The following is a 24,291-nucleotide window of genomic DNA, read 5'->3' on the forward strand; positions in this document are numbered from 1 at the left end:
GGTACACCGGAATGCCAGAACCCTATTCAGGCCACCAGCAGCCCCTGTGCATGCGCCGCAGCCACGATGGCCTGGGCACGCAGCACAAAGGGCTTGTCCACCATCTTTCCGTCCACCACATAGGCGCCCAGCGCATTGGCGTCAGCCTCGCGGGCCGCCTGGACCACCTTCAGCGAGTGGGAAATCTCCTGCTCGGTCGGCTGGTAGACCGCATTGGCCAGCGCGACCTGGCTGGGGTGTATGCACGTCTTGCCCAGAAAGCCCAGGCCGCGCGACAGCCGCGCCTCGGCGCTGAAGCCGTCGCTGTCGCGGATGTCGGCAAAGGCGCCGTCATAGGCATAGATGCCTGCCTCGGCAGCGGCCATGCGCACGGCAAGCAGCACCTGGGCAATGGCGGCGGGCTCGCGCCGGTTCACGCCAAAGGGCTCGAACAGGTCGCCCAGCCCCATCTGCAGGCCGGCCACGCTGGCGTGGGCGCCGGCCAGTTCGGCAGCGCAGCGCAGGGCGCGAGGTGTTTCGATGTTGAGCAGCAGGCCAGGCGCCTGGGGCACGCCGTTGGCATCTGCCGCATCGGCAATGCGCTGTGCGGCCTCGCGCACCTGCTGCACGGTCTCGGGCTTGGGCAGGTTGATGAGGTGCACGCCGTCGCGCACCATCTCGGCGATGTCGGCGCCGAAATGCGGCGTATCCATGGCGTTGACGCGCACGATGAGCGTCTTGCCATGGCCCCGGCTTTCAGGGCTGAGCAGGAAGCTGCGCAGCAGGCTGCGCGCCTCGTCCTTGCGCGCTTCGGCCACCGCGTCCTCCAGGTCGAAGGACAGCGCGTCGGCCTCGCCGGCCAGGGCCTTGGCGAACAGCTCGGGACGCGATGCGGGAACAAACAGTTTGCTTCTCATGGCCCGCATTGTGGGCGGCAGAAAGCCAAGAGAAACACAGGTAATATTTGTTCAAACCACACAAATTCTTTGTTTATGGAAACCAGCTACCTGCACAGCTTCCTGCTTGTGGTGGAGACCGGCTCCATGGCCGAGGCCGCGCGGCGCCTGGATATCACGGCCGCCGCCGTGGCCCAGCAGATCCGCATCCTCGAGCGCGAGTTCGACGCCCCCCTGCTGGCCCGCGCAGGCCGCACCGTGCTGCCCACCCCGGCCGGCCACCGCCTGGCCCAATCCGCGCCGCAGTTGCTGCGCGAACTGGCCAATGCCAAGACCCATGTCAGCCAGGAAGGCACGGCCGGGGAACTGGTCATAGGCACCATCAACACGGCGCTGCACAGCCTGCTGCCCGACATCCTGGCCGGCTTCGTGAAGAAGTGCCCCGACGCCAAGGTGTTCCTGCGGTCGGCCACCACGCGCGAGCTGTACGAGGCCGTGCGGCAGGGCGAGCTGGATGCGGCGGTCTGCCTGCACCCCTCGTTCGCCCTGGCCAAGACCTTCGACTGGACACTGCTGCGCGAGGAGCCGCTGGTGCTGCTGGTGCCGCGCCAGCTGGCGCACCTGGACCCGCACACGCTGCTGCGCACCCAGCCGCTGATCCGCTATGACCGCAGCCTGGGCGGCGGCCAGATGGTGGAGCGCTACCTGCGCGCCGCGCAGATCGCTCCACAGGAGCGCTTTGAACTGAGCTCGCTGGTGGCGATTGCCATGATGGTGGACAGGGGCCTGGGCGTCTCCCTGGTGCCCGACACGGCCCTGAACCTGCCCGATGGCCAGGGCGTGGTGCGGCTGGCCCTGCCCGAGGAATCGCAGTCGCGACGCTTCGGTGTGATGTGGCTGCGCTCTTCGGCACGCCTGCCGCTGATCCACAAGCTGGTGGAATGCGCGCGCACCGTGGTCAGGCAGCGCGGCGGTCCTCGCGCTGCCGCACGCGCAGCAACCAGGTCACCATAGGCCGCACCTTCAGGACTCCGCCACGGCCGCCGTGGCAACCAGGTCCTGGAACCTGCGCAGCACCGCAGACGCATCGCCCACGCGCGTGGCCAGATGCAGCGGAGCGGCCAGCCCCGGGCATTGCGACAGCGTGCGGTAGGCAATGCCGTCGCTGCGCAGGCGCTGCATGGAGGCCGGCACGATGGACAGCCCCAGCCCTGCCGAGACCAGGCTCAGCGTCGCCGTCATGCGCGGCGCCTCCTGCACCACGCGCGGGCTGAAACCGGCCTCCAGGCAGGCCTTGAGAATAGCGTCGTACAGGCCCTGCCCCACCCTGCGCCGGTACAGCACGAAATCCTCCGAGGCGAGCTGCGGCAAAGGCACGGGCCGGCGCAATGGGCGTGCCAGCGCATGCCCTGCCGGCAGGGCCAGCAGCATGGGCTCCTCCAGAATCGGCACGGCCTGCAGCCCCTGGCTGCCGTGCAGGGGCGAGCGCACAAAGGCCGCGTCCAGCCGCTCTTGCAGCAATGCATCCATGAGCTCGCCCGTGCCCGCCTCCTCCAGCGCCACCGCGACGCCGGGCACCTGCTGGCGGAACATGCGCAGCACGCCGGGCACAAAGGGATGCAGTGCGGCCGAGCTGGTGAAACCCACGGCCAGCCGGCCCGTCTCGCCGCGGGCGGCACGGCCCACCACTTCGGCCAGCCCATCGGAGCGGGCCAGCAGCGCCCTGGCCTCTTCCAGCAGCGCCAGCCCCGCCGCCGTGGGCCGCACGCCGCGCGGCAGGCGCTGCACCAGCTCCACGCCCAATTCGTGCTCCAGGCCCTGCAGCAACCGCGTCAGCGGCGGCTGCTGCATGCCCAGGCGCTCGGCCGCACGCGTGATGTGGCCTTCCTCGGCGATGGCGACAAAGGCGCGCAGTTGGCGAAGCTCGGGCACATCAATACTTTCAAGGTATGGGAAGGCTTCGATTGTGGCATTTGCAATCATGAATGGACGGATTTACGCTCGCGCCCCACAAACACACCTACCTGAAAGGCAACACGATGACCTGGTCCGCAAAGCAGTACACAACGTTCGAGCAGGAACGCACCCGCCCCGTGCGCGACCTGGTGGCCGCCATTCCCGATCTGCCTGGCCGCGCCGTGCGGCTGGCCGTGGACCTGGGCTGCGGCCCCGGCAACTCCACCGAGGTCCTGGCCCAGCGCTTCCCCGGCGCCACCGTGACGGGACTGGACAATTCCGAGGACATGCTGGATGCCGCACGCAAGCGGCTGCCGGGCACGGCCTTCTGCCTGGCCGACATCGCCACCTGGCAGCCCGACCAGCCGCAGGACGTGATCCTGGCCAATGCCTCGCTGCAGTGGCTGCCCGATCACCAGCAGCTTTACCCGCGCCTCGTCAGCCACTTGGCCCCCGGTGGCAGCCTGGCCGTGCAGACGCCGGACAACCTGGAAGAACCGGCCCACCGGCTGGCACGCGAAGTGGCCGCCAGCGGCCCCTGGGCTGCCACGATTGGCGATGTGCGCCACCCCGCACGGCACAGCGCGGACTTCTACTACGCCCTGCTTCGCCCGCACTGCAGCAACGTCGATGTCTGGCGCACCACCTACTTCCACCCGCTGGCGGGCGGCCATGCCGCGGTGGTTGAGTGGTTCAAGGGTTCGGCGCTGCGACCCTTCGTCGCGCCGCTGGACGAGGAGCAAAAGGCCGGCTTCTACGCAGCGTATCTGCAGGCCATCTCCCAGGCCTACCCCGCGCTGGACGATGGCACGGTGCTGCTGCCCTTCCCCAGGCTGTTCATCGTGGCCAGCCGCTGAAGCAGCGCGCCTTAGGCCCTCAGCGCGCCGGATGCAACTCGATGAGATCCCACAGATTGCCGTAGAGGTCTTCGAACACGGCCACGGTGCCGTGGGGTTTGCGCTGGGGATCCTGCACAAAGCGCACGCCGCGCGAGCGGTAGGCTTCGAAGTCGCGCAGGCAGTCGTCGGTCTGCAGGAACAGGAACACGCGCCCGCCCGTCTGGTTGCCCACGCGCGCGGCCTGTTCCTCATTCGTGGCACGGGCCAGCAGCAGGCGCACACCGCCGCCACCGGGAGCCACGGTGACCCAGCGCTTGCCCTCGGACAGGGCGGTGTCCTCGATCAGCACGAAGCCCAGCGCGCCCACATAAAAGCGCAGCGCCTCGTCATAGTCGCGCACGGCGACGCTCACCTGTCCTATCACCTGGGGCATGGAATCCTTTGCAGCAATGGTGCGGTCCTCGGACCACGGGGCCGCGAGGATAACGGAGCCCTGTCAATGCCCTGCCGCCCTGGCCCGTAAGCCCTGCGGCTGGCCCCACAATGGCGGCTTGCAATTGCCTCGTGAGGGACGGGAATCCATGCTGAATGCCTTGTGGCTGGGCTTTTTTCTGGTGGCGGCCGTGGCTGCGCTGGCCCAATGGCTGGTCGGCGGCCAGGCCGGGATTTTCTCGGCCATGGTGCAGGCGCTGTTTGCCATGGCCAGGCTGTCGGTCGAGGTCATGGTGCTGCTGTTCGGCACGCTGACGCTGTGGCTGGGCTTTCTGCGCATCGCAGAGAAGGCCGGCGTGGTGGAGTGGCTGGCGCGCGTGCTGGGCCCGTTGTTCGCCAGGCTCATGCCCGAGGTGCCGCGCGGCCATCCGGCCCTGGGCCTGATCACGCTGAACTTCGCGGCCAACGGGCTGGGACTGGACAACGCGGCCACGCCCATGGGCCTGAAGGCCATGCGCTCGCTGCAGGAGCTCAATCCCCGGCCCGACACCGCCACCAATGCGCAGATCCTGTTCCTGGTGCTCAATGCGTCGTCGCTGACCTTGCTGCCCGTGACCATCTTCATGTACCGCATGCAGCAGGGTGCGCCCGATCCCACCCTGGTCTTTCTGCCGATCTTGCTGGCCACCTCGGCCTCGACCCTGGTCGGCCTGCTGGCCGTGGCCGCCGTGCAGAGGCTGCCGCTGTGGAGCCCCGTGGTGCTGGGCTATCTGCTGCCGCTGGGCCTGGCGCTGGCGGGCTTCATGGCCTTTCTGGCCACGCTGTCGGCGGCCGCACTGGCCCAGCTGTCATCGCTGCTGGGCAACCTGACGCTGTTTGCCCTGATCGTGCTGTTCGTCACCCTGGGCGCCTGGCGCAAGGTCGCGGTCTACGACAGCTTCATCGAGGGCGCCAAGGAAGGCTTTGACGTGGCCAAGGGCCTGCTGCCCTATCTGGTGGCCATGCTCTGCGCCGTGGGCGTGTTCCGCGCATCGGGCGCGCTGGAGTATGCGCTGTCGGGCATACGCTGGGTGGTCGATGCCATGGGCATGGACGCCCGCTTCGTGGACGCCCTGCCCACGGCCCTGGTCAAACCCTTCTCGGGCAGCGCGGCGCGCGCCATGCTGATCGAGACCATGCAGACCCAGGGCGTGGACAGCTTCGCCGCCCTGGTGGCCGCCACCATCCAGGGCAGCACCGAAACCACTTTCTACGTCCTGGCCGTCTACTTCGGCGCCGTAGGCATACAGCGCGCCCGTCACGCCGTGCCCTGCGCCCTCATCGCCGAACTGGCCGGCGTGGTGGCGGCCATCGTGGTCTGCTACAAGTTCTTTGGCTGAGGGCACAAATGGGCGCTGCGCCTGAAGCCGACGCGGTCCAAGGCGAGGAAGACCGAGCAAGTGCCTACGCCGGCCGCCCCGCCGCGAGAGTGTCGCACCTCTCGGGAGAAGCCGCGCAGCGGCTCAGGGGGAACTAAAGTTCCGGCATGATCGCCTCGGCATAGTCATACAGCGCCCCCAGGATCTCCTCGCCGCGCTCGTCGGCAGTTTCCGATAGCTGATCGACCATGGCAAACATCTGCTCGGCCGTGCGTGCGCCGCCCTTGCCTTCGATCAGGCAGGCCGCGCAGTGCTGCAGCCAGCGCTGGCGCTCGGCCGGGTTCAGGCTGGCGGGGAAATTGCGGGCGCGGTAGCGGAACAGCAGCTCGGTCAGGCGTGCATCGTCGAAGCCCGTGCGGTCCAGCGCCAGCTCCTGCGCGGACAGGCTGCGCAGGTGGTTCAGGCGGCGCCGGTCCTCATTGCCCACGAAACCGCCGTACAGGTCCTGGTCGGCATCCAGCCCTTCCTGCGCAGGGCGCTGGTGAACGGCACGCCACAGCGCGCTCATGTCGGGCAGGTCCCGTGCAATGGCCGCATGGCCCATGCACTGCTCCACATCGATGCCCCATTGCGCGGCCATGGCCGGGCTCAGCGTCTTGAGGCTGCCGACCACCATGGGCGACTTGTTGACGTGGATGCTCTTGATGGGCAGGCGCTGCATGCCTTCGGGCAGGTCGGCCGCGCGCGAGAACAGGCGCAGGCGCAGCGTGTCCACGTCGATGGAGGCCAGCTCGGACGGGTCCTGCGCCAGATCCCAGCAGATGATCTCGTTCTTGTTGGTGGGGTGCGTGGCCAGCGGCCACATGACGGCGATGCAGCCGCGCTCGGGCCGGATCATGCCGCTGACGTGCAGGAAGGGCCTGGCATGCGCCGGCTCGGCCGGTAGGCCCATTTCCTGCAGCACCCGGTCCTTCTTGTGCAGCGAGAAGGCGAAGTCGAACAATCTGGGCTGGACCTTGCGGATCAGTCGGGCCAGCCCGATGGTGGCACGCACGTCGGACAGGGCGTCGTGCGCCTTCTCGTGCAGCAGGCCGTTGGCGCGGGCCAGGTCCTCGAGCTTGAAGCTTGGAGATCCATCCTCCTTTTTCGGCCAGACAATGCCTTCGGGGCGCAGCGCATAGACCATGCGCACCACGTCGAGCAGGTCCCAGCGCCCGCAGCCGTTTTGCCATTCGCGCGCATAGGGGTCGATGAGGTTGCGCCAGAACATGAAGCGCGTGATCTCGTCGTCAAAACGGATGGTGTTGTAGCCCACGCCCACGGTGCCGGCCTGGGCCAGTTCCGCCTCGATGCGGGCGGCGAACTGGGCCTCGGGCATGCCCTGCTCCAGGCATTGCTGGGGCGTGATGCCGGTGATCAGGCAGGACTGCGGATCGGGCAGGTAGTCGCCTGCCGGCTGGCAATACCACATGACGGGCTCGCCGATTTCATTGAGTTCCGCATCCGTGCGGATGCCCGCGAATTGCGCGGGCCGGTCATAGCGCGGCTGGGCGCCGAAGGTCTCGTAGTCGTGCCAGAAGAAGGTATGGGCCATCGGGCGAGTATGCCTGCGAAAAAAGTGCGTCCGGACATCACAGCAAGGGTGAGCAAAGGCGCGCGCCGGAGTCGAACAGGCGCAGTGCGAAGCCCAGGTCGCGCTTGAAATGCACGCGCTGCGCCTGCTCCAGGTCCAGCTCGAACTGGCGCGCCAGGTCGCCATTGAGCTGGGGCCCGTAGGCGATGGCGCAGACTTCGTAGTTCAGGAAGAAGCTGCGGTAGTCGAAGTTGGCCGTGCCGATGATGGAGATGCTGCCGTCCACCACCAGCGTCTTGGAGTGCAGCATGCGCGCCTTGTATTCGTAGACGCGCACGCCGCAGCGGATCAGTTCGTCGTAGTAGGAGCGCGCGGCCGCCGTGACCAGGGCCGAATCGGAGCGGCGCGGCACCAGCAGCTGCACATCCACGCCGCGCAGCGAGGCATTGGTGAGCGCGGCCAGCGCGGCCTCCGTGGGAACGAAGTACGGCGTGGTCAGCCAGACACGCTCCTCGGCCGCGTTGATGGCCGCAAGATGGGCGCGGTAGATGGCCTGCAGGCCGTTGTCGGGGCCGGAGGTGATGACCTGCACGGGCAGCGGGCCCTCGGGCGCGTCCGGCAGCAGCAGGTCGATGTCGGCGGGCTCGCTCTTGGGGTCCTTTTCGAGGGCGTAGGCCCAGTCCTCGAGGAACACGGTCTGCAGCCAGTTGACGATGGCGCCCTCCAGGCGCAGGTGCACGTCGTGGTAGGCATCGGGCATGACACGCGCGTTCTCTTCGTCGGTCACGTTGACGCCGCCCGTGAAGCCCACCTTGCCGTCGCACACCAGGATCTTGCGGTGGGTGCGGAAGTTGATGACCGGGCGCAGCCGCCGGCCGATCTTGGTGCCATGGAACAGCGCGACCTCGGCGCCCGCATCCTCCAGCGGCTGCAGAAAGCGCCGCCCCAGCTTCTTGGAGCCCAGGGCATCCACCAGCAGGCGCACCTGTATGCCTGCGCGGGCCCGCTGTATCAGCAGGTCGCGCAGGGCCGTGCCGGTCTGGTCGGGCTCGAAGATGTAGTACTCGAGGTGGATGTGGTGGCGCGCGGCATTCACCGCGTCGATGATGGCGTCGAAGGTGGCCGCGCCACCGACCAGCAGCCGCAGGTCGGTGGCCGTGCTCACCGGAAAGTCGCTGGTGGCGGCCACCAGTCGCGCGACCTGGTGCAGGCGCTCGGGACTGCCGGGCATGCGCTCGCGCAGCCGCTGCACGCCCGAGCGCACGCGCGATGTCTTGCGCGCGCGCAGCCGCTTGATGCGCTGGCGCTTGAGCCGCTGCGGGCCGAAGAAATAGTAGATGGCCAGCCCGCCCACGGGAATCGCCGCCATGGACAGCAGCCAGCTCAGCGTGGCCACGGGCGCGCTGCGCTGCAAAAGGATCCACACCGCGACGATCACCACATAGACCGACCAGGTCACCGACAGCAGCAGCAGCGCATTCTCATGGGTCAGGTACTGACGAAGCCACTCCACAAAGACTCCTTCGGGCGGATCAAAGAAAAAGCCGGCAGCCCGGGGGGCTGTCGGCTTGCGCGATGGGCATCAGGCGATGCACATCAGTCGGCGGTGGCCTCTTTGGGTTCGGCCGGCTCGGAAGCCGGGTCCTGCTTGGGCTGGGGCGTGATGTCGAGCCTGACCTCGCCCTTTTCGGCGTCGTCGGCATCGACCACCCAGTCCACTTCCAGGCGGCCACCGTCGACCAGCTGCCCGAACAGCAGCTCGTCGGCCAGCGAGCGCCGGATGGTGTCCTGGATCAGGCGCTGCATGGGACGGGCGCCCATGAGCGGATCGAAGCCCTTCCTGGCCAGGTGCTTGCGCAGCGCGTCCGTGAAGGTGACCTCCACGCGCTTTTCGGCAAGCTGCTGCTCCAGCTGCAGCAGGAACTTGTCGACCACGCGCAGGATGACCTGCTCGTCCAGCGGCTTGAAGCTGACGATGGCGTCCAGACGGTTGCGGAACTCCGGCGTGAACAGGCGCTTGATGTCGCCCATTTCGTCGCCGGCTTGGCGCGGGTTGGTGAAGCCGATCGAGGCCTTGTTGATGGTCTCTGCACCCGCGTTCGTGGTCATGATGAGGATCACGTTGCGGAAGTCGGCCTTGCGCCCGTTGTTGTCCGTCAGCGTGCCGTGGTCCATGACCTGCAGCAGCACGTTGAAGATGTCCGGATGCGCCTTCTCGATTTCGTCGAGCAGCAGCACCGAATGCGGCTTCTTGGTCACGGCCTCGGTCAGCAGGCCGCCCTGGTCAAAGCCCACATAGCCCGGAGGCGCGCCGATCAGGCGGCTGACGGCATGGCGCTCCATGTACTCCGACATGTCGAAGCGGATCAGGTCCACTCCGAGGATGTAGGCCAGCTGCTTGGCCGCTTCCGTCTTGCCCACGCCGGTGGGGCCCGAGAACAGGAAGGAGCCGATCGGCTTGTCCGGCTTGCCCAGGCCCGAGCGCGCCATCTTGACCGAGGAGGCCAGCGCTTCCAGCGCCTTGTCCTGGCCGAAGACCACGCTCTTGAGGTCGCGCTCCAGCGTCTGCAGCTTGCTGCGGTCGTCGTTGGACACGTTGGCAGGCGGAATGCGCGCGATCTTGGCCACGATGGCCTCGATCTCGGCCTTGTCGATGGTCTGCTTGCGCTGCTCCACCGGAATGATGCGCTGCGCGGCGCCGGCCTCGTCGATCACGTCGATGGCCTTGTCGGGCAGGTGGCGGTCATTGATGTACTTGGCCGACAGCTCGGCCGCAGCCTGCAGGGCGGCGGCGGCGTACTGCACGCTGTGGTGCTCCTCGAAGCGCGACTTCAGGCCCTTGAGGATGTCAACGGTCTCGGCCACCGTGGGCTCGACCACATCCACCTTCTGGAAGCGCCGCGACAGGGCCGCGTCCTTCTCGAAGATGCCGCGGTACTCGGTGAACGTGGTGGCGCCGATGCACTTGAGCTGGCCGCTGGACAGCGCCGGCTTGAGCAGGTTGGACGCGTCCAGCGTGCCGCCCGAAGCGGCGCCCGCGCCGATCAGCGTGTGGATTTCGTCGATGAACAGGATGGCGTTGGGCTTGTCCTTCAGCGACTTGAGCACGCCCTTGAGGCGCTGCTCGAAATCGCCACGGTACTTGGTGCCTGCCAGCAGCGCGCCCATGTCCAGCGAATAGACCACGGCCTCGGTCAGCACCTCGGGCACCTTGCCTTCGGTGATGCGCCAGGCCAGGCCCTCGGCGATCGCGGTCTTGCCCACGCCGGCCTCGCCGACCAGCAGCGGGTTGTTCTTGCGGCGGCGGCACAGGATCTGGATGGTGCGCTCGACCTCGTAGTCGCGCCCGATCAGCGGATCGATCTTGCCGTCCTTGGCCGCCTGGTTGAGGTTCAGCGTGAACTGCTCCAGGGGCGAGGCCTTTTCGTTGCGTTCGCCACCGGCGCCCTCTTCGGATTCCGCAGGGTTCTCCGCCTTCGCAGGCTCGGGCGGCTCGCCCTTCTTGATGCCGTGGGCGATGAAATTGACCACGTCCAGGCGCGTCACGCCCTGCTGGTGCAGGTAGTAGACGGCATGCGAGTCCTTTTCACCGAAGATGGCCACGAGCACGTTGGCGCCCGTGACTTCCTTCTTGCCGTTGCCGGTCGATTGCACATGCATGATGGCGCGCTGAATCACACGCTGGAAACCCAGCGTGGGCTGCGTGTCCACTTCGTCGGTGCCCGCGACCTGGGGCGTGTTGTCCTTGATGAAGTTGGACAGGGCCGAGCGCAGGTCATCGATGTTGGCTGAGCAGGCGCGCAGCACTTCCGCTGCACTGGGGTTGTCCAGCAGGGCCAGCAGCAGGTGTTCCACGGTGATGAACTCGTGGCGCTGCTGGCGTGCTTCGACAAAGGCCATGTGCAAGCTGACTTCCAGTTCCTGGGCGATCATTGATGACTCCTTTTCGCTTGCTGGGGATTATTGACTGCAACCATAAATCAGGGCGGCCCGGGTTTATTCAACAGGCTCGAACATGGCCTGCAACGGATGGCCCGCTTTCTGGGCGGCCTGCAGCACCTGCTCGACCTTGGTGGCCGCCACATCGCGCGAGTACACGCCGCAGACGCCGCGGCCGTCGAGATGGATCTTGAGCATGATCTGGGTGGCCGTTTCGCGGTCCTTGCCGAAGAGTTCCTGCAGGACGATGATGACGAATTCCATGGGCGTGAAGTCATCATTGAGCATCACGACCTGGTACATCTGCGGCGGCTGCACGCGCTGGCGCCGCCGCTCCAGCACCACGGCGCCGTCGTCATCGGACACGGGCCGCACTGTGGGAATGGCAGGAGGGGTCGAAGGGGGTTGGGTTGCCATGAAAATCATTCTAGCCATCGGAGCCACTGTTTTCCGGAAGGGATATGCGAGGCGTGCCTGAAGAATTCAAGCGCGGCGCCTGCCCGGGCTGGCCAGCACGCACCAAAGCAGTGCCTGCTTGCCGCCACCGGGCGCTGCGCCACCTTGCGCGTCATTCGTAGACCACCTTGACCTGGGCGCTGCCCGCCTGGGCATACCAGGCGGCCAGGGCCGCGTCGCTGGGATAGAAGCGGCTGCCGTCGCCCAGGGCCAGCTCGCAGCTGGCCGAGCCGCGCTCGTCCTCGCAGACCAGTCCCAGGCGCACTTTCATGCCGCGCTGCAGCTCGCCATGCTCGCCCTGCTCCACCACGGCGGGAAACTGGCGCAGCAGGCCAACCACGTCGGGCATCTTCTCGCCCACGCTGACCTGCAGGTAGCGCGCGAAGCGGCAGCGCGCATCGGCCAGGTTGAACAGCTGCTGTGCCTTCATGCGCAGGCCACCGCTGAAGTGGTCCAGCTGCAGGCGCCCGGTGATGACGACGAATTCGTCGTCCTTGAGCAGATCGCGATAGGTATTGAGCGTGTTCTCGTCCACCGAGGCCTCGATCACGCCCGAGCCGTCATCGATCTTGAACAGGCCCAGCCGCCCGCGCTGGCCGTTGATGGCGCGGAAGTCGCTGATGATGCCGGCCAGGGTCTGGGGCTCGCGGCTGTCGCGCAGCTCGGCCAGCGGCGTGCGCACGAAGCGGCGCACCTCCTTTTCGACCTCGTCGAACAGATGGCCCGACAGGTAAAAGCCCACGGCGGTCTTTTCCTGGGTCAGCCTCTCCTTCACGCCCCAGGGCAACGCATCGGCCAGGGGCGGCTCCTGGGTGCTGGAGCCCACGGCGTCCTCGCCCATCATGTCGAACAGCCCGCCCTGGTTGGCATTGGCCAGCGTCTTGTTGGCGAACTCGAAGGCATGGTCGATGGAGGCCACCAGGGCCGCGCGGTTCAGTTCGATGGCATCGAAGGCACCGCCCTTGATCAGGGCTTCCAGCGTGCGCTTGTTCAGGCGCGTGCGGTCCACGCGCACGCAGAAGTCGGCCAGGCTCTTGAACGGCCCCTTGTCAGCGCCGCGCGGGCCCACACCGCGGCCTTCACGGGCCGCGATGATGGCCTCGATGGCCTGCTGGCCCGTGCCCTTGATGGCACCCAGGCCATAGCGTATGACCTTGTCGGTGACGGGCTCGAAGCGGTACATGCCGCGGTTGACATCCGGCGGCTCGAAGCTGATGCCCATCTTGAGCGCGTCTTCGTACAGCACCTTGAGCTTGTCGGTGTTGTCCATTTCCACGGTCATGTTCCCGCAGTAGAACTCGGCCGTGTAGTGCACCTTCAGCCAGGCCGTGTGATAGGCCAGCAGCGAGTAGGCGGCGGCGTGCGACTTGTTGAAGCCGTAGCCCGCGAACTTCTCCATCAGGTCGAAGACCTCGTCGGCCTTTTCCTCGCTGATGCCCTGCTTGGCCGCGCCCTCGCGGAAGATCCCGCGGTGCATGACCATTTCCTCGACCTTCTTCTTGCCCATGGCACGGCGCAAGAGGTCGGCGCCGCCCAGCGAGTAGCCGCCCAGCACCTGGGCCGTCTGCATCACCTGCTCCTGGTAGACCATGATCCCGTAGGTTTCGGCCAGCACCTTTTCGACCAGCGGATGCGGATACTCCACCACTTCCTTGCCGTGCTTGCGCGCCACGAAGCTGGGAATCAGGTCCATGGGTCCCGGGCGGTACAGGGCGTTCAGGGCGATCAGGTCTTCCAGCCGGCTGGGCTTGGCGTCGCGCAGCATGCCCTGCATGCCGCGCGATTCAAACTGGAACACGGCCTCGGTCTTGCCCTCGGAAAACAGCTGGTAGGTGCGCGCATCGTCCAGCGGGATGTTCTCGAATGCGAAGTTCTCCTGGCCCTTGTGGCGCTTGATGATGAACTCGCGCGCAATCTCCAGGATGGTCAGCGTGGCCAGGCCCAGAAAGTCGAACTTCACCAGGCCCACGGCCTCCACATCGTCCTTGTCGTACATGGCCACGGCCGAGTCGCTGCCCGGCTGCTGGTACAGCGGGCAGAAATCGGCCAGCTTGCCCGGGGCAATCACCACGCCGCCCGCGTGCATGCCGATGTTGCGTGTCATGCCTTCGAGCTTCTGGGCCATTTCAATCAGTGTCTTGACGTCTTCTTCTTTGTCGATGCGCTCGGCCAGCATGGGCTCGGCCTCGATGGCGTAGGTGTACTTGTCGCCCTCCTTCTTCGGATTGGGCGGGTACTTGAGCGTGACGTGCAGGCCAGGCTTGTTGGGAATGAGCTTGGAGATGCCGTCGCAGAAGGTGTAGCTCATGTCCAGCACGCGGCCCACGTCGCGGATGGCCGCGCGCGCGGCCATGGTGCCGAAGGTGGCGATCTGGCTGACGGCGTCGCGGCCGTACAGCTGCTTCACGTAGTCGATGACGCGGTCGCGGTTGGCCTGGCAGAAGTCCACGTCGAAGTCGGGCATGGACACACGCTCGGGGTTGAGGAAACGCTCGAACAGCAGGTTGTATTCCAGCGGGTCCAGGTCCGTGATCTTGAGCACGTAGGCCACCAGCGAGCCGGCGCCCGATCCGCGGCCCGGACCCACGGGACAGCCGTTGAGCTTGGCCCACTTGATGAAGTCGCCCACGATGAGGAAGTAGCCCGGAAAGCCCATCTTGAGGATGGTGCCGATCTCGAACTCCAGTCGCTCGACATAGCGCTCGCGCTGGGCCTCGCGCTTGGCGGGGTCGGGATAGAGATGGATCAGGCGTTCCTCCAGTCCCGCAAAGGACTCCTGGCGGAAGAACTCGTCCATGGTCATGCCTTCGGGCACGGGGAAGTTGGGCAGCTGCGGCTTGCCCAGCACCAGCGTCAGGCTGCAGCGACGCGCGATTTCCACGGTGTTGGCGATGGCGCTGGGAATGTCGGCGAACAGCGCCTGCATCTGCGCGACGGTCTTGAAATGCTGGTCGCGCGTGAAGCGGCGCACACGCTTGGGGTTGGCCAGGATCTCGCCCTCGGCGATGCACACGCGCGCCTCGTGCGCTTCGTAGTCGTCGGGGCCGAAGAACTGTATGGGGTGCGTGGCGACCACGGGCAGGTTCAGGCGATCGGCCAGTTGCACGGCGGCCAGCACATGGGCTTCGTCGTCAGGCCGGCCTGCGCGCTGCAGCTCGATGAAGAAGCGGTGCGGGAACATGCTCGCCAGCCGCTGGGCGACGGCTGCTGCGCCGGCCTCGTCACCGCGCATCAGTGCCTGGCCCACCGGGCCGGCCTGGGCGCCGGCCAGCACGATCAGGCCTTCGCCCAGCTCCTGCAGCCAGGCCCATGTGTGCACGGCCTGGCCCTTGACCACATTGCGGGTCCAGCCCCGGGCCAGCAGCTCGGACAGGTTGTGGTAGCCCAGCGGGCTTTGCACCAGCACGATGATGCGCGAGATCGCGGCGCCGTTTTCGCCCTCGATCTGGATTTCCGCGCCCAGCACGGGCTTGACGCCCTTGGCCCGGCCTTCGCGATAGAACTTGACGCCGCCAAACAGGTTGTTGAAGTCTGTGACGGCCAGTGCGACCTGCCCATCCTCGGCGGCGGCCTTGACGATGGCGTTGATGCGGTTGGTTCCGTCCACGACGGAAAATTCGGTGTGCAGGCGCAAATGGACAAACATATGGGCGCCATTGTAGAAAGCTCCGCAATGCCGGGACCCGTTCGCGGCCATGCCTTTGCCGCCGCCCCCGCCTGCGGGGCGGGCATCGCAGGCCGTTACAATGCCTCGGCCCGGTTGCGGGAAAATCAGGCTTCATGCGGCCCCTCAGCGCGGCCCGCGTCCCTGCCCGCCAACCCTCTCACCGCCCTTCGATTGCCCGAGAAACGTCCACCATGCAGCGTATTTCCCTGTCCATCGTTCCCGCCATGCTGGTCGCAGGCGTCCTGACAGCCTGCTCCAGTACGCAACAAGACCCTACTGCCAAGTGGACCCCGGACCGCATCTATACCGAGGCGCGCGACGAAGCCGCGTCCGGTGCGTTCGACAAGGCCGTTCCGCTGTTCGAGAAGCTCGAAGGCCGTGCCGCCGGCACGCCCCTGGCCCAGCAGGCCCAGCTCGACAAGGCCTATGCCCAGTACAAGAGCGGCGACAAGGTCCAGGCCACGGCCACGCTGGACCGCTTCCTGAAGCTGCACCCGGCCAGCCCCGCCACCGACTACGCCCTGTACCTCAAGGGACTGGTCAACTTCAATGACAACCTGGGCATGTTCTCCTGGCTGTCGCGCCAGGATCTGTCCGAGCGCGACCAGAAGGCCGCCAAGGACTCCTTCGAGTCATTCCGCGAGCTGGTGACGCGCTTCCCCGAGTCGCGCTACGCCGAAGACTCGCGGCTGCGCATGCAGTACATCGTCAACTCGCTGGCGCAGTACGAAGTCCACGTGGCCCGCTACTACTACGGACGCGGCGCCTACGTGGCCGCCATCGCACGTGCGCAGACCGCCGTCAAGGACTACCAGGGCGTGCCCGCCGTGCGCGAGGCCATGCAGATCCTGGTGAACTCATACGATGCACTGGGCATGACCCAGCTGCGTGACGATGCGCAGCGCGTGCTGACCGCCTCGTACGGCCAGGACTCCGACAAGGACGTCACGGCAAAGCAGAAGTCGTGGTGGAAACTGTGGTGACCGGCGGCGCAGGCTGCGCCAGCGCCTGCAGGGCCTGAACAAAGGCCGCCTCGTCCTCCAGAGTCCGCATGGGCGGCAGCGCAGCGCGCAGCCGCCGCCCATAACCCTTGGCGGTCAATCTGGGATCGCAGACCACAAGCACGCCGCGATCCGTCTCGCGCCGGATCAGGCGCCCGGCGCCCTGCTTGAGCGCCATCGCGGCCTCGGGCAGCATGTAGTCGGCAAAGGCCTGCCGGCCCACGGATTCCAGACTGCGCGAACGCGCCTCGACCAGCGGATCGTCGGGCGGCGGAAACGGCAGCTTGTCGATGACCACCAGCTGCAGCGCATCGCCAGGCAAATCCACCCCTTCCCAGAAAGTGGCCGATGCCACGAGAATGCAGCCGCGCCCCGCGCTGGCGCCCTTGCCTTCGCCCGCTGCAACAAAGCGCTCGATCAAGGTCAGCTTGGGCGCCTGCCCCTGGACCAGCACATCAAGTTCACCGAACAGCCCCAGCGACTGCTGCAGCGTGTCGCCTATGGCGTGCAGGGCACGCAGCGTGGTGGTCAGCACCAGAGTGCGGCCGCCCAGGCGCTGGGCCGCATCCAGCGCCAGGCGTGCCACCTCGGCGCTGTGGGCCGTGCTTCCTGCCTCGGCAAAAGGCCGCGGCACATAAAGCGCCGCCTGCCGCGCATAGTCGAAGGGGCTGTCCACGCGCAGCACCTGGGCCTCTCGCAGTCCGCAGGGCTCGGTGAACCAGCTCAGCCGCTCGTCGTCGCCCAGCGTGGCAGAGGTGAAGATCCAGGCGGTGCCCGCTGGCGGCTCGTACGGGGCGGTGGGTGCGTTTTCCTGCGGCTCGGCGTCTTGCCCGCTTCCTTCCTGATGGTCTTGCTCTTGCTCTTGCTCTTGCTCTTGCTCTTGCTCTTGCGCTTGCGTCGGACCCAGCAGCCGCGTGCGCATGATGTGTGCAATGGTCAGCGGAGACTCCAGCATGCGCATCTGCTGGCTGCCCAGTTCCAGCCAGCGCACCGTGTCTTGCACGGCCGCCGCCGCGAAGGTGGCCAGGCGCCGCAGCAGTTCGCTGCCGCGCTCGAGCAGCCTGCGCAGTTCGGGATCGCTGACCTGCAATTGCACCAGCGGCTCCACCAGCGCCCGCAGGCTGCGCCCCAGCGTGACCAGGGCCGTGCGCCAGCTCTGGGCGTCCAGTCCCTGCGGCGTCACGCCCTGCCAGGACAGACGTCCGCCCACAGGGGGCTTGCCTGCGGCCAGGCGCAGCTCGCGCAGTGCCTGCTCCACACGCGCCGAGAGCATCATCCAGTCGGCCATGCCGCGTGCCAGTTCCTGGCCGGCGCGCAGCACATCGCGGGCATAGCCCGTCAATTGCTGGCCCGACAGGCTCAGGCCAGCGAACTGCACGCCGGTGTCGTTGAGCTGGTGGGCCTCGTCCACCACCACCACGCCCGCGCTGGGCAGCAGTTGGGCCACACCCGAATCGCGCACGTCGAGGTCGGCAAACATCAGATGGTGGTTGATGACCACCACGTCGGCGTCCAGCGCGGTGCGGCGGGCCACGTTGACATGGCAGTCCTGCCAATGCGGGCAGTCCGAGCCCAGGCAGTTGTCGCGCGTGGAGGTGACCAGGGGCAGCGCGGGCGAGCGCTCGTCCAGCGCGGGCAGCTCGCCCAGGTCACCTGTGCGCGTGGTGCGCGCCCAGCGCTCGACCAGGGCCACGCTGCGCAGCACCTGCGGGTCCTGCGGCGCCGTGCGGCCCTGGCGCACGCGCTCCAGCCGCTCCAGGCACAGGTAGGCGCTGCGCCCCTTGAGGCGCGCCATGCGCAGCGGCATGCCCAGGGCGGCCACCAGACGCGGCAGATCCCGTGCGAACAATTGGTCCTGCAGCGCACGCGTGGCCGTGGACACCAGCACGCGCTGGCCGCTGAGCAGGGCCGGCACCAGATAGGCATAGGTCTTGCCCACGCCCGTGCCGGCCTCCACGACCAGGGTCTGGCGCTCTTCGATGGCCTGGGCCACGGCCAGGGCCATGCGGGTCTGGCCTTCACGCGGCAGGAACTGCGCCTCGGCGCGCGACAGCAGGCCTTGCGGGGCGAAGGCCGCCTGCACGGCGGCGGTCAGGGAATGCACAGGACAGGTCCGGTTGTTGAAAAAGACAGCGCCACGGGAGCCGGGCGAGCCGGCACCGGGGGCAGCGCTCCGATAATATGCGCCATGCCACTGGTGTGCCCATCCGCCGCCCCAAGAGCCCACCAAACCAGAGACCATGCAGCCAGCGTACCGACTCCAAGCCGCCACAGGCATCCATCGCGGTGACAGGCAATACCAGCAAGACCAGGTGATGCTCATGGCCCACCCGTATGTCCACGGCTGCCTGCTGGGCGTTCTGGCCGACGGCATGGGCGGGCGCAGCGGCGGGCGCAAGGCCTCCGACCAGGTCATGCTCACGGCGCGCCAGCTGTTCGAGCGCTTCGAGCCGGGCAAGGAGGACTGCACAGCGCTGCTGGAGAGCATCGTGCGCGAGTCGCACACGGTGATCCGTCTGACCGCCATTTCGGCCGAGCAGGAGCCGCACAGCACCATCGCCGCCTTCGTCCTGCTGCCCCAGGGCCGCTGCCACTGGGTGCATTCGGGCGATTCGCGCATCTACCACTACCAGGACGCGACCATGGTCCACCGCACCAAGGACCATTCCTATGTGCAGTCGCTGGTGGACCGGGGAGAGCTCACCGAATTCGAGGCCCATGTGCACCCCAAGTCCAACATCCTGCTGGGCTGCCTGGGCACCGAGGCCGAACCGCCCATGAGCCACCATGTGATCGAGCGCGTGTATCCGGGCACCACCCTCATGGCCTGCAGCGATGGCGTCTGGCACTACTACACGGCCGAGGAACTGGGCACCGTGCTCAACGCGCTCACCCCGCGCGAGGCCACGGAGTTCCTCATCGACAAGGCCCGCGTGCGCGCCCAGGGCGGGGGCGACAACCTGTCCTTGGTGGTGCTCAAGCTCGAGGCGCTGGAGTCGGCCCAGACGGCTTGAACCGGGGTTGGAGCATCCAGGCCCTCACGCCAGCCCCCTCCCGGTTGGCCTGTTGGCGCGTGGCAGAGAAAAAAAGGATCAGGGAGCAGGCGGCGCCGGCAGCGGCGCAGCCTGGGGACCGCGCTCGCGGGCCGCTTCGGCGGCACGGGCCTTGCGCTCGGCCGCTTCCTTCTGCTTGGCTTCGAACTGCGCACGCGATGCCGCGCGCCGCTCCTGCTCCTGGGCGGACTGGCGCTGCTCCATCTGGGCCTGCCGTTCGCGCTGGTGGCTGGCCTGCTGGGCGGCGCGCTGCTGCGCCTCCTGGGCGCGCTGCGCGCGCAGGGCCTGGGTATCGCGCTGCACGGCCGGCGGCCGTTCCTTGGCCTCCATGGTGGAGGCTGCCTTCTGCGCCTTCTTGGCCTCGATGTCTTCCAGGCGCTGGACGGCGCGCTCCTTGCGCTCCTCGTCGTTGATCTGAAGCTCGCGTTCGCGCAGCGGACGATCCTGCTCACGGGCCTCTTCGCGCGCCTGCTTGAGGCAGTCTTCCACGGCAAAGCGCTGGTAGCACTCGGACTCCAGGGCCGTGCGCCGGCGCTCGATGACGGCGCGCTGGGCTGCGATGTCGGCACGCGCGGCCTTGCGTTCGGCCTGGGCCTGCCTGGCCGCCTGGCCAGGCTCCCGCGCGGCATCGGCCGCCACGGCCGGGCCCGCCAAGGCCAGGCAGGCCAGCGCGGCGCCCAAAGGAACGGGCAGTTTCTTCACAAGGGCAAAAGCAGAGGTGGGCAGTTTCAGCATGTACAGGTCCGGCAAACGACGCCAGGCGCGGCCACCTGCCTCAGGTCAGGCTGGTATCCACCACGCGGCGCTCCAGCGCCAGGAATTCCTTGGACTGCATCTCGTTCAGGCGCGAGACGGTACGGGGGAACTCATGGGCCAGCGGGCCCTCAGTGTAAAGCTGCTCGGGCGGCACGGCGGCCGAGATGACCAGCTTGACCCTGCGGTCGTACAGCACGTCCACCAGCCAGGTGAAGCGCCGCGCGGGCGACGCCATGTTGACCGGCATATAGGGCACGTCGGACAGCAGCACGGTGTGGAACTGGCTTGCGATCTCCAGGTAGTCGTTCTGCGAGCGCGGGCCGCCGCACAGCTCGCGGAAGTCGAACCAGACCACGCCGCCGGCGCGGCGGCGCGCACGGATCTCGCGCGCCTCGATGTGCAGCACCGGGTCCTCGTCCTTGACCTCGGCCAGCTTGTCGAAGGTCTCGGTCATGGCCGCATCGGCCTCGGCGCCCAGCGGCGTGTGGTAGAGCCTGGCGTTTTCCAGCGTGCGGCGGCGGTAGTCCGTGCCGTTGTCCACGTTGACGACTTCCATGCGTTCGTTGAGCAGGTCGATGGCCGGCAGGATGCGGTCGCGGTGCAGGCCGCCCGGGTACAGCTCGTCGGGCTTGAAGTTGGAGGTGGTGACAAAGCCCACGCCGTTGGCGAACAGCGACACCAGCAGCCGGTGCAGGATCATCGCGTCCGTGATGTCGGCCACGTGGAATTCATCGAAGCAGATCAGCTTGTACTTCTTGGAGATGCGCGCACCCAGCACGTCCAGCGGGTTCTGGGTGCCCTGCAGCACGGCGAGTTCACGGTGGACCTCGCGCATGAATTCATGGAAATGCAGGCGCACCTTGCGCCTGAGCGGCACGGCGTTGAAGAAGCAATCCATGAGAAAGCTCTTGCCGCGCCCCACCCCGCCGTACATGTAGACGCCACGGGGAATCTCGGGATGGTTGATGAGCTTCTTGAAGGCGTTGGAGCGGCGCTGGCGGTAGACCGTCCAGTCGTCGGCACAGCGCTGCAGCGCCTCGACGGCGCGCAGTTGCGCAGGATCACTGTGAAAGCCCTTGGCTACCAGTTCGGCCTCGTAGGCCTCTCGCACTGAAACGCTCATGCAGCATCAACCATTTGCTATGTATTCAGAAGCTGAAAGCGCTTGCAGAGCAAGCGCTTTCAGGTCTCGGATTGGCTAGATGGCTAGCCTGGCATTCAGAAGTTCAGAGTACGCTTGTCGACTGCCAGGGCAGCCTCCTTGGTGGCTTCGGACAGCGAGGGGTGGGCATGGCAGATGCGGGCGATGTCTTCGCTCGATGCCTTGAACTCCATGGCAACCACAGCTTCGGAGATCAGCTCCGAGACCATGGGGCCGACCATGTGCACGCCCAGGATTTCGTCGGTCTCGGCATCGGCCAGGAACTTGACCATGCCCGTGGTGTCGCCCAGGGCGCGCGCACGGCCGTTGGCCAGGAAGGGGAAGGTGCCAGCCTTGTACTTGACGCCCTGCTCCTTCAGTTGCTGCTCGGTGCGGCCCACCCATGCGATTTCGGGGCTGGTGTAGATCACCCAGGGAATGGTGCCGAAGTTCACATGGCCATGCTGGCCGGCAATGCGCTCGGCCACGGCCACGGCCTCTTCCTCGGCCTTGTGCGCCAGCATCGGGCCGCGCACCACGTCGCCCACGGCCCAGACGCCGGGCAGGCTGGTCTTGCAGTCGTCATCGACCACGACGCAGCCGCGCTCGTCCAGTGCCAGGCCCACGGCCTCGGCATTGAGGCCGGCCGTGTTGGCGGTGCGGCCGATGGAGATGATCAGCTTGTCGGCCTCCAGCGCCTGGGCTTCACCCTTGGCGTTGGTGTAGGCGATGGACACGCCCTTCTTGCCGCTCTTGATTTCGCCGATCTTCACGCCCAGCTCGATCTTCAGGCCCTGCTTGTCGAACGCCTTCTTGGCTTCCTTGGCGATCTGCTCGTCCACGGCGGACAGGAACTTGTCCATGCCTTCGAGCACGACCACTTCCGTGCCCAGGCGACGCCAGACCGAGCCCATTTCCAGGCCGATCACGCCGGCGCCGATCAGGGCCAGCTTCTTCGGGGCCTTGCCCAGACGCAGGGCGCCGTCGTTGGACAGGATGTTCTCTTCATCGAAGGGCACGCCGGGCAGCGCGCGGGCGCTGGAGCCCGTGGCGACCACGATCTGCTTGCCCGTCAGCACTTCCTCTTCCTTGCCGGCAACCTTGATCTCGTAGCCGCCCTCGACCGCCTTGACGAACGAGCCACGGCCGTGGAAGAAGGTGACCTTGTTCTTCTTGAACAGGTACAGGATGCCGTCGTTGTTCTGCTTCACGACCGCATCCTTGCGGGCGATCATCTTGGCCACGTCCATCTCGACCTTGCCGGTGGAGATGCCATGGTCGGCAAAGTGCAGATTGGCGTGCTCGAAGTGCTCGGACGACTGCAGCAGGGCCTTGGAGGGAATGCAGCCCACGTTGGTGCAGGTGCCGCCCGGAGCGGCGCCGCCAGCGGCGTTCTTCCACTCGTCGATACAGGCCACGTTGAAGCCCAGTTGTGCGGCACGGATGGCGGCGATGTAGCCACCAGGGCCCGCGCCGATGACGATGACGTCGAATTGCTTGCTCATTTGTCTTCTACCTTTATCAAATCGGCGATCAGCCCCTGAGTCAAAAGGACGTACCCCGTGCTGGAGGAAATCGGAACACCAGCGTTCAGATTTTTGAAAACCGGGGTGTTCAAGGAAACCCTGCACACGGCAAGAAACGGTGCGTTGATGCAGGCATTGCCTTCATCGACCGTCAGTTTCCACTCTCCATGGGGCGAAAGAGGCAGACCGGCGAGGTCCAATACGCTCCAATTGCCAGAATCATCCTGCCTGATCCTGACGCTGGGTTTGCCAGCTTGATTTTCACAGGCCTGCTGCAGCGCAGGCGCCATCTCGGCAGACGCACGAATGGACTGGCAGTCCATCCGGTAGTCGCCGATCAGTCGAGCCTGCGCTGGCTGCACCGTTGGACGGAACGTCCCGCACGATGCAAGCAGCAGTGCCGATGCCACAGTTGCCATGGCAGTCTGCAGCATGTCTTCTCTTCGATTTACAGGTCGAACAGCAGGCGCGAAGGATCTTCCAGCGCGTCCTTCATGGCCACCAGGCCCAGCACAGCTTCGCGGCCGTCGATGATGCGGTGGTCATAGGACATGGCCAGATAGTTCATCGGGCGCACCACGACCTGGCCGTTCTCGACCATGGCACGGTCCTTGGTGGCGTGCACGCCCAGGATGGCCGACTGGGGCGGGTTGATGATGGGGGTGGACATCATCGAGCCGAAGGTGCCGCCGTTGGAGATGGAGAAGGTGCCGCCGGTCATTTCTTCAATGCCCAGCTTGCCTTCGGCAGCCTTCTTGCCGAATTCGGCAATCTTCTTTTCGATGTCGGCGAAGCTCATCTGGTCTGCATTGCGCAGGATGGGCACCACCAGGCCACGGGGCGAACCCACGGCGATACCGATGTCGAAGTAGCCGTGGTAGACGATGTCGTTGCCGTCCACGGAAGCATTGAGCACGGGGTACTTCTTCAGGGCGTGCACTGCCGCCTTGACGAAGAAGGACATGAAGCCCAGCTTGGTGCCGTGTTCCTTGGTGAAGGCGTCCTGGAACTTCTTGCGCAGATCCATCACCGGGGCCATGTTCACTTCATTGAACGTGGTCAGGATGGCGTTGGTGGACTGCGACTGCAGCAGACGCTCGGCCACGCGGGCACGCAGGCGGCTCATGGGCACGCGCTGCTCGGGACGGCCGCTGAGGTCTTCCTTGGCGGACGGAGCCGACACCTGGGGCAGCGCCTTGGTGGGCACGCCGGTGGGAATGACGGCAGCGGTGGACTGCACGCCGCCCTTGATGGCGGCCAGCGCGTCACCCTTGGTCACGCGGCCATCCTTGCCGGAGCCAGCCACGCCGGCGGCCGACAGGTTGTTTTCGGCCAGCAGCTTGGCAGCGGCGGGCATGGCGACATCACCCTTGCTGCCACCGGTGGCGGCCGCGGCTGCGGGCGCTGCAGCGGGAGCGGCTGCAGCGGCGGGGGCGGCTGCAGGAGCGGCAGCGGCCACGCCGGCCACGCCTTCGGTGTCGATCTTGGCGATCAGTTGCTCGGCCACCACGGTGGCGCCGTCACCTTGCACGATCTCGGCCAGCACGCCAGCGGCGGGCGCGGGCACTTCGAGCACGACCTTGTCGGTTTCGATCTCGATGAGGATCTCATCGACTGCAACCGCCTCGCCGGCCTTCTTCTTCCAGGTCAGCATGGTGGCCTCAGCGATGGACTCGGACAGCTGGGGAACTTTGACTTCAACGATAGCCATTTGTGATT

At 66.8% G+C, this 24,291-nt stretch carries 19 protein-coding genes; 5 read left to right on the plus strand and 14 right to left on the minus strand.

All coding sequences use genetic code 11. The features are described 5' to 3' along the window. Positions 1–26: 26 nt before the first annotated feature. Positions 27–896, minus strand: coding sequence for a CoA ester lyase (locus tag ACF8NF_RS15865; RefSeq protein WP_016446875.1), 870 nt, complete (start codon positions 894–896; stop codon positions 27–29). Positions 897–971: 75 nt separating this feature from the next. Between ACF8NF_RS15865 and ACF8NF_RS15870 the strand changes: the two genes are divergently transcribed. Next, a complete protein-coding gene (locus tag ACF8NF_RS15870) occupies positions 972–1,889 on the plus strand; it encodes a LysR family transcriptional regulator (protein ID WP_016446874.1) in 918 nt (305 codons plus the stop codon). Positions 1,890–1,898: 9 nt separating this feature from the next. Here the strand turns inward: ACF8NF_RS15870 and ACF8NF_RS15875 are convergent, their stop codons facing one another. Beyond that, positions 1,899–2,807, minus strand: a complete 909-nt coding sequence (locus ACF8NF_RS15875) for a LysR family transcriptional regulator (RefSeq protein WP_193584788.1) — start codon at positions 2,805–2,807, stop codon at positions 1,899–1,901. Positions 2,808–2,914: 107 nt separating this feature from the next. Here ACF8NF_RS15875 and tam point away from each other — a divergent pair, with 107 nt between their 5' ends. Beyond that, the gene (gene tam / locus ACF8NF_RS15880) at positions 2,915–3,688 is read left to right on the plus strand and encodes a trans-aconitate 2-methyltransferase (RefSeq protein ID WP_193584890.1); all 774 of its coding nucleotides are present in this window, start codon (positions 2,915–2,917) and stop codon (positions 3,686–3,688) included. 19 nt (positions 3,689–3,707) lie between these two features. Here the strand turns inward: tam and ACF8NF_RS15885 are convergent, their stop codons facing one another. After that, positions 3,708–4,103 carry a VOC family protein gene (locus ACF8NF_RS15885; RefSeq protein ID WP_016454836.1) on the minus strand — a complete coding sequence of 132 codons (396 nt, stop codon included), beginning with the start codon at positions 4,101–4,103 and terminating at the stop codon, positions 3,708–3,710. Positions 4,104–4,251: 148 nt separating this feature from the next. Here ACF8NF_RS15885 and ACF8NF_RS15890 point away from each other — a divergent pair, with 148 nt between their 5' ends. Beyond that, the gene (locus ACF8NF_RS15890) at positions 4,252–5,481 is read left to right on the plus strand and encodes a nucleoside recognition domain-containing protein (protein ID WP_017404792.1); all 1,230 of its coding nucleotides are present in this window, start codon (positions 4,252–4,254) and stop codon (positions 5,479–5,481) included. A gap of 133 nt (positions 5,482–5,614) precedes the next feature. On the opposite strand, the gene sbcB is transcribed toward ACF8NF_RS15890, so the two are convergent. The 5 genes from sbcB to dnaE all read right to left on the minus strand — a co-directional run bounded on the left by sbcB (position 5,615) and on the right by dnaE (position 15,074). Beyond that, entirely contained in the window at positions 5,615–7,054 is a 1,440-nt protein-coding gene (sbcB, locus tag ACF8NF_RS15895) for an exodeoxyribonuclease I (RefSeq protein WP_017404791.1), read from the minus strand. Between the two features lie 37 nt (positions 7,055–7,091). After that, positions 7,092–8,546 (minus strand): cardiolipin synthase, encoded by a 1,455-nt coding sequence (cls, locus tag ACF8NF_RS15900; RefSeq protein WP_016446867.1) that lies wholly within the window; start codon positions 8,544–8,546, stop codon positions 7,092–7,094. Between the two features lie 83 nt (positions 8,547–8,629). Further along, entirely contained in the window at positions 8,630–10,966 is a 2,337-nt protein-coding gene (clpA, locus tag ACF8NF_RS15905) for an ATP-dependent Clp protease ATP-binding subunit ClpA (RefSeq protein ID WP_074923373.1), read from the minus strand. Positions 10,967–11,029: 63 nt separating this feature from the next. Further along, complete coding sequence (clpS, locus tag ACF8NF_RS15910) at positions 11,030–11,407, minus strand: ATP-dependent Clp protease adapter ClpS (protein ID WP_016454840.1); 378 nt, start codon at positions 11,405–11,407, stop codon at positions 11,030–11,032. Positions 11,408–11,540: 133 nt separating this feature from the next. Continuing rightward, a complete protein-coding gene (gene dnaE / locus ACF8NF_RS15915; RefSeq protein WP_047218165.1) occupies positions 11,541–15,074 on the minus strand; it encodes a DNA polymerase III subunit alpha in 3,534 nt (1,177 codons plus the stop codon). Between the two features lie 212 nt (positions 15,075–15,286). Between dnaE and ACF8NF_RS15920 the strand changes: the two genes are divergently transcribed. Further along, the gene (locus ACF8NF_RS15920) at positions 15,287–16,078 is read left to right on the plus strand and encodes an outer membrane protein assembly factor BamD (protein WP_392450838.1); all 792 of its coding nucleotides are present in this window, start codon (positions 15,287–15,289) and stop codon (positions 16,076–16,078) included. Here the strand turns inward: ACF8NF_RS15920 and ACF8NF_RS15925 are convergent. Continuing rightward, a complete protein-coding gene (locus ACF8NF_RS15925; RefSeq protein WP_392450839.1) occupies positions 16,041–18,200 on the minus strand; it encodes an ATP-dependent DNA helicase in 2,160 nt (719 codons plus the stop codon). The genes ACF8NF_RS15920 and ACF8NF_RS15925 overlap by 38 nt on opposite strands. Positions 18,201–18,336: 136 nt before the next feature. Here ACF8NF_RS15925 and ACF8NF_RS15930 point away from each other — a divergent pair, with 136 nt between their 5' ends. Beyond that, positions 18,337–19,110 (plus strand): PP2C family serine/threonine-protein phosphatase, encoded by a 774-nt coding sequence (locus ACF8NF_RS15930; RefSeq protein ID WP_026062214.1) that lies wholly within the window; start codon positions 18,337–18,339, stop codon positions 19,108–19,110. Positions 19,111–19,188: 78 nt separating this feature from the next. Here ACF8NF_RS15930 and ACF8NF_RS15935 read toward each other — a convergent pair whose 3' ends face one another. From ACF8NF_RS15935 to odhB, 5 genes are all read right to left on the minus strand, one after another. Beyond that, a complete protein-coding gene (locus ACF8NF_RS15935) occupies positions 19,189–19,884 on the minus strand; it encodes a hypothetical protein (RefSeq protein WP_016454844.1) in 696 nt (231 codons plus the stop codon). A gap of 40 nt (positions 19,885–19,924) precedes the next feature. Further along, positions 19,925–21,028, minus strand: coding sequence for a cell division protein ZapE (gene zapE, locus ACF8NF_RS15940; protein ID WP_016446859.1), 1,104 nt, complete (start codon positions 21,026–21,028; stop codon positions 19,925–19,927). Positions 21,029–21,123: 95 nt separating this feature from the next. Then, positions 21,124–22,551 (minus strand): dihydrolipoyl dehydrogenase, encoded by a 1,428-nt coding sequence (gene lpdA, locus ACF8NF_RS15945; RefSeq protein ID WP_013802658.1) that lies wholly within the window; start codon positions 22,549–22,551, stop codon positions 21,124–21,126. Then, a complete protein-coding gene (locus ACF8NF_RS15950) occupies positions 22,548–23,006 on the minus strand; it encodes a hypothetical protein (RefSeq protein WP_207442642.1) in 459 nt (152 codons plus the stop codon). Before ACF8NF_RS15950 ends, lpdA begins: the two co-directional genes overlap by 4 nt. Before the next feature lie 14 nt (positions 23,007–23,020). Further along, positions 23,021–24,283 (minus strand): 2-oxoglutarate dehydrogenase complex dihydrolipoyllysine-residue succinyltransferase, encoded by a 1,263-nt coding sequence (gene odhB, locus ACF8NF_RS15955; protein ID WP_016454845.1) that lies wholly within the window; start codon positions 24,281–24,283, stop codon positions 23,021–23,023. Between the last annotated feature and the right edge of the window lie 8 nt (positions 24,284–24,291).

Source organism: Delftia sp. WSY_22 (assembly GCF_043104185.1).
Taxonomy (GTDB): Bacteria; Pseudomonadota; Gammaproteobacteria; order Burkholderiales; family Burkholderiaceae_C; genus Comamonas; species Comamonas tsuruhatensis.